At 60.8% G+C, this 17,933-nt stretch carries 14 protein-coding genes and 1 tRNA gene; 11 read left to right on the top strand and 4 right to left on the bottom strand.

Annotated features, from left to right (window positions below):
- Positions 1-117: 117 nt before the first annotated feature.
- On the top strand, positions 118-1,647 hold the full coding sequence (gene istA / locus RMO57_RS11140) for an IS21 family transposase (protein WP_310386621.1): 1,530 nt from the start codon (positions 118-120) through the stop codon (positions 1,645-1,647).
- Positions 1,637-2,476 (top strand): IS21-like element helper ATPase IstB, encoded by an 840-nt coding sequence (gene istB / locus RMO57_RS11135; protein ID WP_310386619.1) that lies wholly within the window; start codon positions 1,637-1,639, stop codon positions 2,474-2,476. The genes istA and istB overlap by 11 nt, the downstream gene beginning before the upstream one ends.
- A gap of 287 nt (positions 2,477-2,763) precedes the next feature.
- Here istB and RMO57_RS11130 read toward each other — a convergent pair.
- The 3 genes from RMO57_RS11130 to RMO57_RS11120 form a co-directional block, all read right to left on the bottom strand.
- Positions 2,764-2,853: transfer RNA gene (locus RMO57_RS11130), tRNA-Ser, on the bottom strand.
- A gap of 104 nt (positions 2,854-2,957) precedes the next feature.
- A complete protein-coding gene (locus RMO57_RS11125; protein ID WP_310386618.1) occupies positions 2,958-3,872 on the bottom strand; it encodes a stomatin-like protein in 915 nt (304 codons plus the stop codon).
- A 21-nt stretch (positions 3,873-3,893) separates the two neighbouring features.
- Positions 3,894-4,322, bottom strand: a complete 429-nt coding sequence (locus RMO57_RS11120; RefSeq protein ID WP_310386617.1) for an NfeD family protein — start codon at positions 4,320-4,322, stop codon at positions 3,894-3,896.
- A 166-nt stretch (positions 4,323-4,488) separates the two neighbouring features.
- On the opposite strand from RMO57_RS11120, the gene RMO57_RS11115 reads away from it, so the two are divergent.
- Positions 4,489-6,750, top strand: a complete 2,262-nt coding sequence (locus RMO57_RS11115; protein ID WP_310386615.1) for an arginine/lysine/ornithine decarboxylase — start codon at positions 4,489-4,491, stop codon at positions 6,748-6,750.
- 61 nt (positions 6,751-6,811) lie between these two features.
- Here the strand turns inward: RMO57_RS11115 and fabI are convergent, their stop codons facing one another.
- Positions 6,812-7,594, bottom strand: coding sequence for an enoyl-ACP reductase FabI (fabI, locus tag RMO57_RS11110; RefSeq protein ID WP_310386613.1), 783 nt, complete (start codon positions 7,592-7,594; stop codon positions 6,812-6,814).
- Positions 7,595-7,937: 343 nt separating this feature from the next.
- Here fabI and rimP point away from each other — a divergent pair, with 343 nt between their 5' ends.
- The 8 genes from rimP to RMO57_RS11070 form a co-directional block, all read left to right on the top strand.
- On the top strand, positions 7,938-8,558 hold the full coding sequence (gene rimP / locus RMO57_RS11105) for a ribosome maturation factor RimP (protein WP_310386610.1): 621 nt from the start codon (positions 7,938-7,940) through the stop codon (positions 8,556-8,558).
- Positions 8,555-10,033 carry a transcription termination factor NusA gene (gene nusA, locus RMO57_RS11100; protein ID WP_310386608.1) on the top strand — a complete coding sequence of 493 codons (1,479 nt, stop codon included), beginning with the start codon at positions 8,555-8,557 and terminating at the stop codon, positions 10,031-10,033. Before rimP ends, nusA begins: the two co-directional genes overlap by 4 nt.
- Positions 10,034-10,101: 68 nt before the next feature.
- Positions 10,102-13,125, top strand: a complete 3,024-nt coding sequence (gene infB / locus RMO57_RS11095; RefSeq protein WP_310386606.1) for a translation initiation factor IF-2 — start codon at positions 10,102-10,104, stop codon at positions 13,123-13,125.
- Between the two features lie 104 nt (positions 13,126-13,229).
- Positions 13,230-13,652 carry a 30S ribosome-binding factor RbfA gene (rbfA, locus tag RMO57_RS11090; RefSeq protein WP_310386604.1) on the top strand — a complete coding sequence of 141 codons (423 nt, stop codon included), beginning with the start codon at positions 13,230-13,232 and terminating at the stop codon, positions 13,650-13,652.
- A 9-nt stretch (positions 13,653-13,661) separates the two neighbouring features.
- Positions 13,662-14,663 (top strand): tRNA pseudouridine(55) synthase TruB, encoded by a 1,002-nt coding sequence (gene truB / locus RMO57_RS11085; protein ID WP_310386602.1) that lies wholly within the window; start codon positions 13,662-13,664, stop codon positions 14,661-14,663.
- Positions 14,660-16,480, top strand: a complete 1,821-nt coding sequence (gene typA / locus RMO57_RS11080) for a translational GTPase TypA (RefSeq protein ID WP_310386600.1) — start codon at positions 14,660-14,662, stop codon at positions 16,478-16,480. Before truB ends, typA begins: the two co-directional genes overlap by 4 nt.
- A 43-nt stretch (positions 16,481-16,523) precedes the next feature.
- Entirely contained in the window at positions 16,524-17,477 is a 954-nt protein-coding gene (locus tag RMO57_RS11075; RefSeq protein WP_310386598.1) for a DMT family transporter, read from the top strand.
- On the top strand, positions 17,474-17,933 hold a 460-nt coding region (locus tag RMO57_RS11070), incomplete at its 3' end, for an enoyl-CoA hydratase/isomerase family protein (protein WP_310386595.1). The genes RMO57_RS11075 and RMO57_RS11070, both read left to right, overlap by 4 nt.

The raw sequence follows: 17,933 nt of genomic DNA, 5'->3' as shown, positions 1-17,933 counted from the left end.
TGTTGGCGCCGACCGAATATTGAGCCACTTTTAGGGGTTGTGCCGACCCAAAATTGAGCCAGGTGTTTCACCTACTCTGCTGCTTTTTTAAGCGGCGGGGTGCAAGGAGTGATCACCATGGACATGATTGGCAAGATCCGGCGTTTGCATAGCCGAGACAAGAAGTCGAAGCGCGAGATTTCTCGCACAACGGGCATCGCCCGCAACACGGTGGCGAAGTGGCTGGATGCCCCGTCGCCGTCAACTTGCCCCAAGTACCGCCGAGCCGAGCAGCCCAACAAGCTGACCGCTTTCCACGAGGCGATCAAGTTGGCTTTGAAGGCCGACGCGCATCGTCCCAGGCATGAGCGCCGTACGGCCCGGGCCTTGTTCGCCGAGGTCAAGGCCGCCGGTTACGAAGGCGGCTATTCACGCCTCACCGACTTCATCCGCGAATGGCGGCTGGGCGTTGGCCAGGCCGCTTTGGTGAATGCCTTTGTGCCGCTGTCGTTCGAATTGGGCGAGGCGTTCCAGTTCGACTGGAGCGAAGAGGGTTTAGTGATCGGCGGCATTTACTACCGTCTGCAGGTCTCGCATATGAAGTTATGTGCCAGTCGGGCGTTCTGGCTCGTCGCCTACCCGAGCCAGGGTCACGAGATGCTGTTCGATGCCCATACGCGCAGCTTTGCAGCCTTGGGCGGCGTGGCCAAGCGCGGCATCTACGACAACATGAAGACGGCCGTGGACAAGGTCTTGAAGGGCAAGGGCCGGGTCGTCAACGAGCGCTTCGGGGTGATGTGCGCGCACTATCTGTTCGACCCCGACTTTTGCAATGTGGCCTCGGGCTGGGAGAAAGGCGTGGTTGAGAAGAATGTGCAGGACAGCCGGCGGCGCATCTGGATTGATGCCGCCCAGCAGCGCTTTGGCTCCTTCGTCGAGCTCAATGTCTGGTTGGCGGCGCGCTGCCGGACGTTGTGGGATGAGGTTCGGCACCCGGTGCATGAGCAGTTCAGCGTGGCCGAGATGCTGGAGCATGAGCGCTTGCACCTGATGCCAATGCCCGCAGCGTTTGATGGTTACGTTGAGAAGCCATCGCGGGTGAGCAGTACCTGCTTGGTGACGATGGCGCGCAATCGCTATTCGGTGCCCTGCGAGTGGGCCGGCCAGCGGGTCAGCGCCAGGCTGTATCCGAACCAGGTCGTCGTGGTGGCGGATGACGCCGTGGTGGCCCGGCACGAGCGGCTGTCGGACCGTGGGCAGACCCGCTACGACTGGCAGCACTATGTGCCGCTGCTGGAGCGAAAGCCCGGTGCCTTGAGAAACGGCGCACCGTTCAGCGATCTGCCCGAGCCGCTGCAGAAGCTGCGCCGGGGCTTGCTGCGCGAGGACGGCGGTGATCGCGTGATGGCGCGAGTGCTGGCCATCGTACCGAAGGCGGGGCTGGAGAACGTCTTGGTGGCGGTGGAATTGGCGTTGGAGAAGCTGCCGCCGTCGGGGCGCGTCAGCGTGGAGCATGTGATCAATGTGCTGAGCCGCTTGAATGAGCCGGCAGCACCGGCGCCCGTAGACGGCGTGTTGCAGGTCACTAAGCCGGTCTGCAGCGACACCGAGCCGTATGACCGCCTGCGCGACAAGCTAGGCAGCGAGGAGGTGCACCATGAAGCGTGATGTGGTGGTCGAGCTCAAGCAACTGCGCTTGAACGGCATGGCCGGCGCCTGGGCTGATTTGCTGGAACAAAGCGAGAGCGGTGGCGCAGAGCTTGGCGGTGGAGCCGGGCCGCAGAATTCGCGCTGGCTGCTGGAGCATTTGCTGCAAGCCGAGGCCGCCGACCGGGCGCTACGCTCGGTCAGCCACCAGATGCATGCGGCCAAGTTCCCGCTCCACCGCGACCTAGCCGGCTTCAACTTCGATGGCACCGAGGTGGACCATAAGCTGATCCTTCAGCTGACCGAAGCGAAGTTCACTGAGGCTGCGCATAACGTCGTGATGGTGGGTGGACCCGGCACCGGCAAGACGCATCTGGCCATCGCCATCGGCGTGGCCGGCATCACCAAACATGGCAAACGCGTGCGCTTCTATTCGACGGTTGATCTGGTCAACGCGCTGGAGCAGGAGAAGGCGCAAGGCAAGGCCGGGCGCATCGCCACCAGTTTGTTGCGGATGGACTTGGTCATTCTTGATGAACTGGGCTACTTGCCCTTCAGCCAAGCCGGCGGGGCCTTGCTGTTCCATTTGCTGAGCAAGCTGTACGAGCACACCAGCATCCTGATCACAACCAACCTGGACTTCGCCGAATGGTCCAGCGTGTTTGGCGACGCGAAGATGACCAGAGCGCTGCTGGACCGGCTCACGCATCACTGCCACATCGTCGAGACCGGCAACGAAAGCTACCGCTTGCTGCACAGCTCAGCGGTCGCGAAGACCCGCATCAAGGCCAGGGAGCAAGCCCGCAAAGGCGGCAAGACGGAACCGCCGGAAGAGGCTAAAACGGACTGATTGAGAACCAGCTTCAGCACACGAAGGAGGTCAAGCAAGAGCCACAAGACCTACACTTATCCACAGCCGGGCTTCAAAAGCCGGCACGTTTGCCTGGCTCAATATTCAGTCGGCACGGTGGCTCAATATTCGGTCGGCGCCAACATCCCAGGTGGTCACACAGTTATCAAACGGGGATGGTTCCCGGATGGGGAGGGTGCCAAACTGTAGAAACGCACTGTAGAAATGAAAAAAGCCTGAAGAGCTAAGTCATTGATTTGACTCACTTTTCAGGCTTTCTTGACTACTGGCGGAGAGGGCGGGATTCGAACCCGCGGTGGGGATAAACCCACACACGCTTTCCAGGCGTGCGACTTAAACCGCTCATCCACCTCTCCGAAGCCTTCCATCATAGCGCACTTTTACGGGAATTCGACCCGCTCAAGGGGCTTGGAATGGCTAACTGCCTACCTACTCGGGTCGAATTTGTCATTCTTTGGGCTCAAACCTTGGGGGCGGCGCCCTTCATCAAGGCCATGGCCGTGCCGATCAGGCCGGCGACTTCACTCATATTGCCCGGCACGATCATGGTGTTGTTGGCCTTGGCCAAGAGAGCGAAGGCGTCCACCGCTTTCTCCGCCACCTTCAGTTGAACCGCTTGTTCGCCACCCGGTTGCTCGATGGCTGCTGCAATCTTGCGAATCGCGTCGGCGGTGGCGTCGGCCACCGCCGTGATCGCTGCGGCTTCACCGACAGCCTTGTTGATCTCGGCTTGCTTGTCGCCTTCGGAGCGGGCAATGGCAGCTTCCCGGGCACCGGTTGCAATATTGATTTGCTCCTGGCGGCGGCCTTCTGATGCTGCGATCAGCGCACGCTTTTCGCGCTCGGCGGTGATTTGTGCCTGCATGGCGTGCAGGATGACGGCGGGCGGCGTCAAATCCTTGATCTCGTAGCGCAAGACCTTGACGCCCCAGTTCAAAGCGGCCTCGTCCAGGGCTTGCACGACCGAGCTGTTGATGATGTCGCGTTCTTCAAAAGTGCGGTCCAGCTCCATGCGGCCAATCACCGAGCGCAAGGTGGTTTGGGCCAGTTGCGTGATGGCGACGATGAAATTGCTGGAGCCGTAGCTGGCACGCATGGCGTCGGTGACCTGAAAATAGAGAATGCCGTCGACCGTCAGTTGCGTGTTGTCCTTGGTGATGCAGACCTGGCTGGGCACATCGAGCGGGATCTCCTTCAGGGAATGCTTGTAGGCCAGTCTGTCCACAAAGGGCCAGAGGAAATTCAGGCCCGGCGTCAAGGTGCCGTGGTACTTGCCCAGGCGCTCGACCACCCAGGCGTTTTGTTGTGGCACGACCTTGATCGACTGAACGATGAAGACGGCCGCGACGACCAGCAAGACGATTGCAAATTCCATACTCACTCCCTCTGTTGTTGTTTAGTGGTCGAGCAGCAGGCAGCTGCCTTCAATCGCTCGGATGACGTAGCGACCCGGTGTCGGCGCCGCGCTGCCTATGCAGCGGGCCTGCCAAACTGCGCCGCGATACTTGACGCTGGCGGCGCCGTCGGGCGTCCAACTTTCAACTTCCACGCTGCGGCCAATGTCCATATTGAAGTTGGCATTGGCCCCGGCCGGCAGCGCTCCCTTGCTGTTGCGCCGGGCCAGATAGCAAGCCGCCACCGCAGCGCCGCCGATCAGGGCGGCCGCCAACATCTGACCGGACTCATCCAAACCCAGATGGGCGGCCACGGCGCCTGCGGCGCAGCCCAGCGCCAGCATCAGTAAATAGAATGTTCCGGTGCTCAGCTCCATGGCGACCAAAACGCCGCAAGCTACCCACCATGTACTGGCCAGAGTCATCGCCATGTCACTCCCTTTGAATCATGATGTCGATCGAGTGTATCGCCCCCATCCGAGCGGCGATCGAGGTGGGTTTTTGCGTATAAATTTGGCGTAACTGCCGTTCCCGACGTACTTGGCTCTACACTTCGCGCCTTTCATTTTTTCTCTGTCCCAGCCCTGGAGGCTCACGATGCTTCGTTTTCGTTTTCCCATCGTCATCATCGACGAGGACTATCGCTCCGAGAACACTTCGGGCTTGGGTATTCGCGCGCTGGCCGACGCGATTCAGAAGGAGGGCTTCGAGGTGCTGGGGGCCACCAGTTATGGCGATTTGAGTCAGTTCGCGCAGCAGCAAAGCCGCGCCAGTGCCTTCATCTTGTCGATCGACGACGAGGAGTTCACGCCCGGGCCGGAGCTGGACCCGGCGGTGCTGTCGCTGCGCAAGTTCATTGAAGAAATTCGCTTCAAGAACGCCGACATCCCAATTTATATCTACGGCGAGACGCGCACCTCGCAACATCTGCCCAACGACATTTTGCGTGAGCTGCATGGTTTCATTCATATGTTCGAGGACACGCCCGAGTTTGTCGCGCGCCACATCATCCGCGAGGCCAAGAGCTATCTCGACGGCCTGGCACCGCCGTTCTTCAAGGCGCTGATGGACTATGCACAGGACGGTTCTTACTCCTGGCATTGCCCCGGGCACGGCGGCGGCGTGGCATTTTTGAAGAGCCCTGTCGGGCAGATGTTCCACCAATTTTTCGGCGAGAACATGCTGCGCGCCGACGTCTGCAATGCGGTCGAAGAGTTGGGGCAGTTGCTCGACCACACCGGCCCGGTGGCGGCCTCGGAGAAAAATGCCGCGCGTATCTTCAATGCCGATCATTGTTTCTTTGTCACCAACGGCACCTCGACTTCCAACAAGATGGTCTGGCACCACACGGTGGCGCCGGGCGACGTTGTGGTGGTCGACCGCAATTGCCACAAGAGCATCTTGCACGCCATCATCATGACCGGCGCGGTGCCCGTCTTCATGACGCCGACACGCAATCACTACGGCATCATCGGCCCGATCCCGGAGAGCGAGTTTTCGCCGGATGCAATTCGCAAAAAGATTGCCAAGAACCCGCTGCTCAAGGGCGTCGACGTCAAGACGGTCAAACCGCGCATCATGACGCTGACCCAGTCGACCTATGACGGCGTGCTCTACAACACCGAGACAATCAAGAAGAAGCTGGACGGCTGGATCGACACGCTGCATTTCGATGAGGCATGGTTGCCGCATGCGGCCTTCCATACGTTTTATGGGTCTTACCATGCGATGGGCAAGAACCGCCCGCGCCCGAAGACGGCGATGGTCTACGCCACCCAGTCCACCCACAAGCTGTTGGCCGGTCTGAGTCAGGCATCGCAGGTCTTGGTGCAGGACTCGCAAAACGTCAAGTTGGACAAGCATTTGTTCAATGAAGCCTATCTGATGCACACCTCGACCAGCCCGCAGTACTCGATCATTGCGAGCTGCGATGTGGCGGCCGCCATGATGGAGCCGCCCGGCGGCACGGCCTTGGTGGAAGAGAGCATTTCCGAGGCGCTGGACTTCCGCCGCGCGATGCGCAAGGTCGATGCCGAATACGGCAAAGACTGGTGGTTCAAGGTCTGGGGCCCGGACAAGTTGACCGAAGAGGGCTTCGGCAAGCCGGCCGATTGGATGCTCAAGGCGAACGAAAAGTGGCATGGCTTTGGCAAGATCGCGGCCGGCTTCAATATGCTGGACCCGATCAAGTCCACCATCATCACGCCCGGCATGGACATGAGCGGCAAGTTTGCCGAAACCGGCATCCCGGCTTCCATCGTGACCAAGTTTTTGGCCGAGCATGGTGTGGTGGTGGAGAAGACCGGGCTCTATAGCTTCTTCATCTTGTTCACGATTGGCATCACCAAGGGGCGCTGGAACACGCTGTTGACGGCGCTGCAGCAGTTCAAGGACGACTACGACCGGAATGCGCCGATCTGGCGTATCCTGCCGGAGTTTGCAGCGGCTCATCCGCGCTATGAGCGGCTGGGCTTACGCGACCTGTGCCAGAACATCCACGGCATGTATGCCCAGGGAGATATTGCGCGGCTGACCACCGAGGTCTATTTGTCCGATCTGCACCCGGCCATGAAGCCCAGCGATGCCTACGCCTACATTGCGCATCGCCGCACCGAGCGGGTGCCGATTGATGAGCTGGAAGGGCGCGTCACGACGGTGCTGTTGACGCCGTATCCGCCGGGCATTCCCCTGCTGATTCCGGGCGAACGTTTCAACAAAAAGATTGTTGATTATTTGAAGTTCACGCGTGATTTCAATGCCAAGTTCCCGGGCTTCTCCACCGATGTGCACGGGCTGGTTGAAGTGAAGGGCGAGGATGGTCGCTCAAGCTACTTTGTAGACTGCGTGCAGGCCGACTGACGCTGGATTTCAGACCCAAAAAAGGGACCCGCGGGTCCCTTTTTGTTTGTACAGCAGAAACTCAAGCTTCGTCGGTCAAGGCCACTTGGCTGTAACCGCCGTCCACATAGGTGATCTCGGCACTGATGCCGGCAGCCAAGTCGGACAACAAGAAGGCCGCCACATTGCCGACATCCTCGATCGTGATGTTGCGGCGGATCGGCGTGTTGGCGGCAAATTGGGTCAGCAGCTTGCCGAAGTCCTTGATGCCCGATGCGGCCAGGGTCTTGATCGGGCCGGCCGAGAGGCCGTTGACCCGAATCCCGCGCTTGCCCATAGACTGCGCCAGATAGCGCACGCTGGCTTCCAGCGACGCCTTGGCCAGGCCCATGGTGTTGTAGTTCGGCACATAACGGGCGGCACCCAGGTAGGACAAGGTCAGCAGGGCCGCACCGGCACGCAGGCGCGGTGACGCCAGCTTGGCCATGGCGGGGAAGCTATAGGCCGAAATGTCGTGGGCGATGCGGAAATTCTCGCGCGTCAGCCCGTCCAGGAAGTCGCCCGCAATCGCATCCCGGGGTGCAAAGCCAATTGAGTGCACGAAGCCATCGAACTCTGGCCAGGCCTCGCCCAAGCCCTTGAACAGCGCCTCCATCTGCGCGTCATCGGAAACGTCGCAATCAAAAATGAGCTTGGAATCAAACTCGGCGGCAAATTCGGTGATGCGATCCTTGAATCGCTCACCTTGATAGCTGAATGCCAGCTCCGCACCCTCGCGGTGGCAAGCCTTAGCAATGCCGTAAGCGATGGATCGGTTGGACAGAAGGCCCGTGATCAGCAATCGCTTGCCTGCCAGAAATCCCATAGTGGCTCCTTTGATTTGAAACAATCAACGATTTTCGCACGGCTCAGCGTATTAGCAAGCTTGTCTCTTGTCGGGGGTCTGCTTGCATAGTACAATCCCTGCTTCGCTTGGTAGGCCTGAATGCTCGGCTTGCTGGTAAGTTGAATCTGATGTACTTGAATGGTTGTCTCGGCTTTGTTGCATTGCGACGGCTTGGATTGATTCAAGGGTCGGCAGAAGCGAGTGGAATTCCGAGTGGGGAATTGGGCGGATTCATCCAGCCCATTTTTTTTGCTTGAAACATCTATTGCCTAAAATTCGAATCGCCACGCATCATTGTTAGAAACAAGAAAATAGACCGCGCATGAATTGGCAAGAAGCTGTTGAAAAAACGGTAACCGGTTTGGGTTACGACTTGGTGGATTGCGAGCGCAGTCCAGCCGGTTTGGTGCGCGTGTACATTGACAAGTTGCCTGAGTTTGCCCTGGCCGGTGAGTTGATCGGCGTGGAAGATTGCGAACGCGTGACGCGTCAGCTGCAGTACCTGCTGGAAGTCGAGGCTTGCCCCTATGAGCGCCTTGAGGTGTCCTCTCCGGGGCTGGATCGTCCCTTGAAGAAGGCGGCCGACTACGCCCGTTTTGTGGGTGAGGAGATTGAGATCACCCTGCGCATGCCGTTCCAGGGGCGCAAGAAGTACCAGGGCGTGCTGGCTGCGCAGCCGCCGATTGAGGGCGTTGAAGTTGTCAAGGTCGAAGCCGAAGGCGCTGCTGTGCAAGCGCCGCCCGCCGACGCTTGGCGCATAGTTTTTAATGATGGCAAGGCCGATCAGGCCTTGGATTTTGCCCTTGAGGAACTGCGCGAGGCCCGTTTGGTGGCGGTGGTGAGTTTCAAGGGCCGCGGCGTGAAGCCAGAGCCGGCCAAGAAGCCGAAGCGGGCCAAGGCCGAGCGCGAAGATGACAAAGTAGACGGAGGTCCTGATCAATGAACCGCGAACTGTTGATGTTGGTGGACGCGATTTCTCGCGAGAAGAGCGTCGAGCTTGACGTCGTGTTTGGTGCTGTGGAAGCGGCGTTGGCTTCGGCCACCAAGAAGCTGTGTGGCGGCGAAGCTGATATTCGCGTGTCTGTGGACCGCGAGTCAGGGGCCTACGAGACCTTCCGTCGCTGGCATGTGGTTCCCAACGAGGCTGGTTTGCAGAATCCGGACGCAGAAATCCTGCTGTTCGAGGCGCAAGAGCAGATTGCCGATATCGAGGTGGAGGATCACATCGAAGAGCCGATCGACTCGGTGCCCATCGGTCGTATCGGTGCGCAAGCCGCCAAGCAAGTGATTCTGCAGAAGATTCGCGATGCCGAGCGTGAGCAGTTGTTGAACGACTTCTTGGCCCGTGGCGAGCAGATTTTTGTCGGCACCGTCAAGCGCCTGGACAAGGGCGACATCATTGCCGAGTCCGGCCGGATTGAAGGCCGCCTGAAGCGCAGCGAGATGATTCCTAAGGAAAATCTGCGCACCGGCGACCGCGTGCGTGCGGTGATTCTCGGTATCGATCCAACCCAACGCGGCCCGCAGATCATGTTGTCGCGCAATGCGCCGTCCTTCATGACCGAGTTGTTCGCTCAGGAAGTACCTGAGATTGAGCAGGGCCTGCTGGAGATCAAGAGCTGCGCTCGTGATGCCGGCTCGCGTGCCAAGCTGGCCGTGCTATCGCATGACAAGCGGGTTGACCCGATCGGCACCTGCGTCGGCGTGCGCGGATCGCGTGTCAACGGTGTGACGAATGAGTTGGCCGGCGAGCGTGTCGACATCGTGCTTTGGTCCGAAGATCCAGCTCAGTTTGTTATTGGCGCCCTGGCTCCGGCCAATGTGCAGTCGATCGTTGTTGATGAAGAGCGCCACGCCATGGACGTGGTGGTGGACGAGGAAAACCTCGCCATCGCCATCGGCCGCGGTGGTCAAAATGTGCGCTTGGCGTCGGAGTTGACGGGCTGGCGCATCAACATCATGTCGGCCGAGGAATCGGCTGTGAAACATGAACAGGAATCAGAGTCGGTGCGCAAGCTCTTCATCGAGAAGCTCGATGTGGATGCGGAAGTCGCCGACATCTTGATCGCCGAGGGTTTTACCAGCCTGGAAGAAGTGGCCTATGTGCCGATGCAGGAAATGCTGGAAGTTGAGGCCTTCGACGAGGACACGGTCAATGAGTTGCGCACCCGAGCGAAGGATGCCTTGTTGACCATGGAGATTGCCCGCGAAGAGAAGGTCGAGGACGTGTCCCAAGACCTGCGTGACCTGGAAGGCATGACGCCTGAACTGGTTGCAAAACTCTCCGCTGGCGACATTCATACCCGCGACGATTTGGCCGATTTGGCCGTCGACGAACTCGTTGAACTCGCTGGCATGGATGAGGGCTTGGCCCGCACCATGATCATGAAGGCCCGCGAGCATTGGTTCACTGCTTGAGCCCTGCGGCTCCATCAGTAAAAACCAATATTCGCCCAGCACCGAACGCATAAGTTAAGGATTCAACAATGGCTGTGACCACCGTCGCCCAGTTTGCCGCAGAGCTTCAAAAGCCAGCGGACACACTGCTTGAGCAGCTGCATGCTGCGGGCGTCAAGATGGCGTCTACCGAAGACGTCTTGAACGAAGCCGACAAAGAACGTCTGCTCGACCACCTGCGCACCTCGCACGGTACCGGCGGTGCCGATCGTAAAAAGATCACGCTGACCCGCAAGACAACCAGCGAGATCAAGCAGGCCGATGCCAGCGGCAAGTCGCGCGTGATCCCTGTGGAGACACGCAAGAAGCGAACCTTCGTGAAACTCGACGGCACAGCGGGCGTTGAAGACGCTGCGGTTGCTGCCGCCGAAGAGGCCGAATTGCACAGGCGTGAAGTGGAAGCTCAGGCTCAAGCCGCTTCGCTGCGTCAGCAAGAACAGGACCTCGCCGCGCGAGTGCTTGTGCGCGAAGCAGTAGACCGCGTCGCCCGCGAAGCGGAAGACCTGCGTCGCCAAGAGAAGGCCGCAGCCGACGCTCGCGTTGCAGAGGAAGCGGCAACTCGTGCAGCGGCCGATGCCGCTGCTGCCAAGGCGGCGACCAAGGCGCCAAAAGCACCTCGGCCCACCGCTGAATCGGTGGCCAAGGAAGCTGCTGCTATCAACAGAGCGGCGGCGGCTTCGCGGTCGGCACCTATGGCCGCCCCGACGCCTGCTCCTGTCGCTCCGGTGGTCGCGCCCGCTCCGGTCGTAGCGGCTGTGCCGACACCCGCTCCGGCAGCAGTGGCTGCTATTGAGCCGGCCAAGCCTGCGCTGCGCGTGGTGAAAGCGGTTGATGTGGTGGTGGAAGAGAAGCAAAAGCAACTCGATTTGGCGCGGCGCCGTCAGGCCGCTGAAGCCGAAGCTGCCGCTATTCGCGCGATGATGAATGCCCCTAAAAAGGTCATGATCGCGAAGAGAGATGAGCCCAAGCCCGCTGAGCCGAGCAAGGAAGCCATCACCGGCACCATTCATAAAAAACCGGGCGTTCCTGGCGCCCCGGTTGCTCCGGGTGCGGCCAAGCCGGGTGACAAAAAATCCGTCAAGTCGGAGAAGCTGTCCTCGACCTGGACCGATGACAAGAAGCGCGGCGGCGTCAAGCCCGCCGGCCCGGCTGCGCCTGGCGGCGCGCGTCCGGCCGCCGGTGCTTGGCGTGCGCCTAGCCGTGGTGGCGCAGGTGGCCGTCGTGGCGCGCCTGACCGTGGCGGTGACCGCCGTGGCGGCCCGTCGTCCTTTGTCGCGCCGGTCGATGTGCAAGTGCAAGAGGTGCACATCCCTGAGACCATCTCGGTGGCCGACTTGGCGCACAAGATGTCCATCAAGGCCTCCGAGGTCATCAAGCATTTGATGAAGCTCGGCCAGATGTGCACGATCAACCAGCAGCTGGACCAAGAAACGGCCATGATTTTGGTCGAAGAAATGGGCCACATGGCCTTCGCGGCCAAACTCGATGATCCGGATGCCTTCCTGGAAGAAGAGGGCACGACGTCCGAGCAAGCGCATGAGTCGGTGACGCGCGCGCCGGTCGTGACGGTGATGGGTCACGTTGACCACGGCAAGACCTCGCTGTTGGACTACATCCGCCGGGCCCGTGTTGCTGCCGGCGAAGCGGGCGGCATTACCCAGCATATCGGCGCTTATCACGTTGAGACGCCACGCGGCATGGTCACCTTCCTGGACACCCCGGGTCACGCGGCGTTTACCGCCATGCGTGCGCGCGGTGCCACGGCGACCGACATCGTCATCCTGGTGGTGGCGGCGGACGACGGCGTGATGCCGCAGACCAAGGAAGCGATTGACCACGCCAAGGCGGCCGGTGTGCCGTTGGTCGTTGCGATGAATAAGATCGACAAGCAGGGTGCCAACCTGGAACGCCTGAAGGGCGAGCTGGTTGCCCTGGGCGTGGTGCCCGAGGAATTTGGCGGCGAAACGCCTTTTGTCGGTGTATCCGCCAAGACCGGCGAAGGCATCGACGCGCTGCTGGAGCAAGTGTTGCTGCAGGCCGAGGTGCTGGAATTGAAGGCGCCGGTCAGCTCGATGGCAAAGGGCCTGGTGATCGAAGCCCGCTTGGACAAGGGTCGCGGTCCGGTGGCCACCATCCTGGTGCAGTCCGGTACCTTGAAGCGCGGCGACGTCGTGCTGGCGGGTTCTACTTATGGCCGTGTGCGCGCCATGCTGGACGAAGACGGCAAGGCCTCAACCGAAGCCGGCCCATCGATCCCGGTCGAAATTCAAGGCCTGACCGAAGTGCCGCGTGCCGGTGATGAGTTCATGGTCCTGAGCGACGAGCGTCGGGCGCGTGAAATCGCCACCTTCCGTTCGGGCAAGTACCGTGACGTGAAGTTGTCGCGTCAGCAGGCTTCCAAGCTGGAGAACATGTTCGAAAACATGGGCGCCGGCGATGTGCAGACCTTGGGCATCATCATCAAGAGCGATGTGCAGGGTTCGCAAGAAGCGCTGGCCTCGTCCTTGCTCAAGCTGTCGACCCCCGAAGTCAAGGTGCAGATCGTGCACGCGGCGGTGGGCGGTATCAGCGAGTCGGACGTCAACTTGGCGATCGCCTCCAAGGCCGTCATCATCGGCTTCAATGTGCGCGCCGATGCCGGTGCCCGCAAGCTGGCCGAAGGCAATGCGGTTGATCTGCGCTACTACAACATCATTTACGACGCCGTTGATGAAGTGAAGGCAGCGATGACCGGCATGTTGGCGCCGGAACAGCGTGAAGAGATCATCGGCTTGGCCGAGATTCGCACCGTCTTTGTGGCCACCAAGATCGGCACCATTGCCGGTTGTATGGTGACTTCGGGTGTGGTGAATCGCTCGGCTCGCTTCCGCTTGCTGCGTGAGAACGTGGTGATCTACACCGGCGATATCGACACCCTCAAGCGCATGAAGGACGATGTGCGCGAAGTCCGCGAAGGCTTCGAGTGCGGTATCAAGCTGAAGAATTACAGCGACATCGCCGTGGGCGACCAGCTGGAGTTCTTCGAGGTCAAGGAAGTGGCCCGAACGCTTTAAGGCGGATTTGCCCTCAGCCAGAGCAAACCCCGCCCTCCAAAGTGGCGGGGTTTGTTTTTGATGGGTGGCGAAAGCAGCCAAAAGCGGCAGGCAAGGAGTTCAGCATGCGACATAAACGAGTAATACCGAATCGGTCTTTCCGCGTGGCGGACCAGATTCAACGCGATCTGGCCGATCTGATTCGTGAGTTGAAGGACCCACGCATCGGCATGGCCACGGTCAACGCCGTTGAGGTCACGCCCGACTACGCGCATGCCAAAGTGTTCTTCTCGGTGCTGGTTGGTGACCCGGTCGAGACCGGCGAGGCGCTCAACGAGGCGGCCGGCTTTTTGCGTAACGGTTTGTTTAAGCGGTTGCAGATTCACACCGTGCCGAGCCTGCATTTTCATTTCGACCGCACGATCGAGCGCGCTGCCGAGCTGAGCGCCTTGATCAACAAGGCCAATGCGACGCGTGCTTTGGATGATGAATTGGCGGCTGCGCCAGACTCCGACTTGCCGGCTGGCAAGACCGAGGCGTCGGAGTAAGCAGCAACGATGACGACTGTGCCAACCCAGCGAGTCAAGCAAGTGCGCCGTGCCGTGCACGGTGTGCTGCTCTTGGACAAGCCCCTGGGCCTGTCCAGCAACGACGCGCTGCAGAAAGCCAAATGGCTGCTGCGGGCGGAGAAGGCCGGCCATACTGGCACGCTGGACCCGCTGGCGACCGGTTTGCTGCCGCTGTGTTTTGGCGCCGGAACCAAGTTCAGCCAGGTCAGCCTGGACGCCGACAAGGCCTACGAGGCGACGCTTTTTTTGGGCTTGACCACGACCACTGGCGACGCCGAGGGCGAGATCTTGGATCGCAACGAGACGGCGGCACTCGCCGTAACACGCGAGCAAATTGAGGCCGCTTGTAGCCAGTTCACCGGCCCGATTGATCAAGTGCCGCCGATGTACTCGGCGCTCAAGCATGAAGGCCGGCCGCTGTACGAATACGCCCGAGCCGGTATTCACATCGAGCGGCCCTCGCGCCGCGTCACGATTCATTCGATTGACATGGTTGACTGGCAAGCTGAGCAGCTGACGCTCGCGGTGCGCTGCAGCAAAGGCACTTATATCCGCACCTTGGCCGAGGATATCGGCCGCGTGTTGGGCTGTGGCGCCTCGCTGAGCGCGTTGCGCCGCACCGGATCGGGTCCGCTCAATGTCGCTCAGGCGATCAGCCTGGACGCCTTGGCGGCCCTGACCGAGATCGAGCGGGAAGCCTTGTTGCGCCCGCCGGACTCCTTGTTGGCGGACTGGCCCGAGCTGCGTTTGGACAGCGCGGAGGCGGCCCGCTTTTTGACCGGTTTGCGGCGCCGCCTGAACGCAGACCAAAGCGACGAAGACAAAGCGCATGTGCGGGTCTACGGTCCCGCCCCAAGTGAGTTTCTTGGCAGCGCCCACATCACCGATGGCGAGTTGATCGCCGACCGATTACTGAGTACCCAAGAGGTGGAGAGCCTCCTGAGTACCAGCAACAGTACCGATAGCAGATTTTTAGAAAGTGTCGTATGAGTAAGCAAATTCGAAACATCGCCATCATTGCCCACGTTGACCATGGCAAGACCACCATGGTGGACCAATTGCTGCGTCAAAGCGGCACCTTCGCCGAGCACGAGAAAGTCGTCGACACGGTGATGGACAACAACGCCATCGAACGCGAGCGTGGCATCACCATCCTGGCCAAGAACTGCGCCGTGTCATGGGAAGGCACCCACATCAATATCGTCGACACCCCCGGTCACGCGGACTTCGGCGGTGAAGTCGAGCGCGCGCTGTCGATGGTTGACGGCGTGGTGCTGCTGATCGACGCGCAAGAAGGCCCGATGCCACAAACCCGTTTCGTGACCAAGAAGGCCTTGGCCTTAGGGTTGAAGCCCATCGTTGTGGTCAACAAGGTTGACAAGCCGGGTGCCAAGCCTGATGCCGTCATCAACGCCACCTTCGATTTGTTCGACAAGCTCGGCGCCACCGATGAGCAGCTGGACTTCCCCGTAGTCTATGCCTCCGGCATCAACGGCTGGACTTCGCTGGTCGAGGGTGAGCGCGGTGAGCAGTGGGGCCCCGATATGTCGGCCCTGTTCAACACCGTGCTGAGCCATGTGCCGGCCCAATCCGGCGACCCAGCCGCACCGCTGCAGTTGCAAATTTCCGCACTCGACTACTCGACCTTTGTCGGCCGCATCGGCGTGGGCCGCATCGGCCAAGGCACGATCAAGCCCGGCATGGACGTGATGGTCATGGAAGGCCCGGACGGCAAGGCCACCAAGGGACGCATCAACAATGTGTTGACCTTCCAAGGGCTGGACCGCGTGCAAGTGACCGAAGCCGGCCCCGGCGACATCGTCTTGATCAACGGTCTGGACAGCATCGGTATCGGCGTTACCGTGACCGACGCTCTGCAGCCAATGCCCCTGCCGATGCTGAAGGTCGACGAGCCGACGCTGACGATGAACTTCTGCGTCAACACCAGCCCGCTGGCCGGTCGCGAAGGCAAGTTCGTCACCAGCCGTCAGATCTGGGACCGCCTGCAAAAAGAGCTGCAGAGCAACGTTGCGCTGCGCGTCTCGGAAACCGACGAAGACGGCATCTTCGAAGTGATGGGCCGGGGCGAATTGCACCTGACCATTTTGTTGGAGAACATGCGCCGCGAAGGCTATGAGCTGGCCGTCAGCAAGCCGCGCGTGGTCTTCCACGACGTGGCTGGCGTCAAGCATGAGCCTATCGAGATGGTCACTGCCGACGTCGAAGAAGCGCATCAGGGCGGCGTCATGCAGGCGCTGGGCGAGCGCAAGGGCGAGCTGGTCAATATGGAGCCGGACGGCCGTGGCCGCGTGCGCCTGGAATACCGCATCCCTGCCCGTGGCCTGATCGGTTTCTCCAACGAGTTCATGAACTTGACGCGTGGTTCGGGCTTGATCAGCAACATCTTCGACGGCTACGAAGCCCACAAGGGCGACATTGCCGGCCGCAAGAACGGTGTGCTGATTTCGATGGACGCCGGTGAAATCTTCACCTACGCGCTGGGCAAGCTGGACGACCGTGGCCGCATGTTCGTGAAACCGAACGATCCTGTTTATGAAGGCATGATCGTCGGCATCCACAGCCGCGAGAACGACCTGGTCGTCAACGCGACGCGCACCAAGCAGCTGACCAACTTCCGCGTCAGCGGCAAGGAAGACGCGATCAAGATCACGCCGCCGATCGACCTGACCCTGGAGTACGGTGTCGAGTTCGTAGAGGACGACGAGCTGGTCGAGATCACGCCCAAGAGCGTGCGTCTGCGTAAGCGCTATCTGACCGAGAGCGAGCGCAAGCGCAGTTCGCGTTGATTGAAAGCAGCGCTGGGATGGATTTGGTCCCGGCAGCTGAGCTATGAGCCACCGTCGCGCCGTCTACCTGATGTTGTTGGTCACCCTGCTGTGGAGTACAGCTGGGGTGGTCACCCGGCATCTGGAGGCGGCGCGCGGCTTTGAGCTAACCTTTTGGCGCAGCGGTTTCAATGCGCTGGCTTTGATCATCGGTCTGCGCTGGCTGCGCGGTTCGGCTTTGTGGCGGCAATTGCGCGACGCGCCCCGGCTGGTGTGGTTGTCGGGCCTGTGCTGGGCCGTCATGTTCACCGCCTTCATGGTCGCCCTGAGCCTGACCAGCGTTGCGAATGTGCTGGTGACCATGGCGTTAGGTCCGCTGCTGACGGCCCTGCTGTCGCGCCTGGTGCTGAAGCAGCAGATGCCGGCACGCACCTGGTGGGCGATTGCGCTGGCCAGCGCCGGCATCGCCTGGATGTTTGGCCATGAGCTTGGACAAAGCGCGGCCACAACCACCGGTCAAGGCGTGCTTGGCATGCTGGTCGGCCTGGGCGTGCCGCTGGCCGCCGCAGTCAACTGGTGCGTGTTGCAGCATGTTGGCCATGGCAGCAATAGCGACAAGGCCGCCGAAGACATGCCGCTGGCGGTCCTATTCGGGGCGCTGATCTCGACGCTGGCGATGTTGCCGCTGGCCTGGCCCCTGCGGGCCAGCTGGCATGACATCAGCTTGCTGGCCGGCCTGGGTGTGTTTCAGCTCGCCATCCCCTGCTTGCTGGCCGTGCGCCTGAGCCGCGTGCTGAGCGCGCCGGAGCTGGCCTTGCTGGGGCAGCTGGAGCTGGTGCTGGGCGTGCTGTGGGCCTGGGTCTGGGCTGGGGAAGATCCGTCTTCCGCCGCCCTGGTCGGCGGTGCTATGGTGCTGCTGGCCTTGGCAGGCAATGAAATTCTGGCTTGGCGAAATGCGCCCGGCCGCAGCCGAAAAATGACCCACCCACCGACTCAATTTCCCCGGAGAGAGGCATGAACTCGCCTGTGCTGCAACTACCCGTTCTTCAGTCCGCCGGCCAGCTGCTGGCCCAAACCAATGGCTGCTTGGGCCTGATCACCTTGAACCGCCCCGAGGCGCTGAACGCGCTGTCGCTGGCGATGATCCGCGATATCACCGTCTTGCTGAAGACCTGGGCACTGGACCCCGCCATTGAAGCGGTGGTGATCCTCGGCGCCGGGCGGCCCGGCAAGCCGGCCGCATTTTGCGCCGGCGGCGACATTCGTTTCTTCCACCGTGCCGCCTTGGCGGAAGATCCTGCACTGGGCGATTTCTTCACCGAGGAATACGCGCTCAACCATTTGATCCACAACTTTGCCAAGCCCTATATCGCCCTGATGGACGGCGTGGTGATGGGCGGCGGCATGGGCATCAGCCAAGGTGCCAAGTTACGTGTGCTGACCGAGGGCTCCAAGCTGGCGATGCCTGAAACCC

Source organism: Roseateles sp. (assembly GCF_031397715.1).
Lineage (GTDB): Bacteria > Pseudomonadota > Gammaproteobacteria > Burkholderiales > Burkholderiaceae_C > Paucibacter_A.
This window is presented reverse-complemented; position numbering and strand designations above follow the sequence as displayed.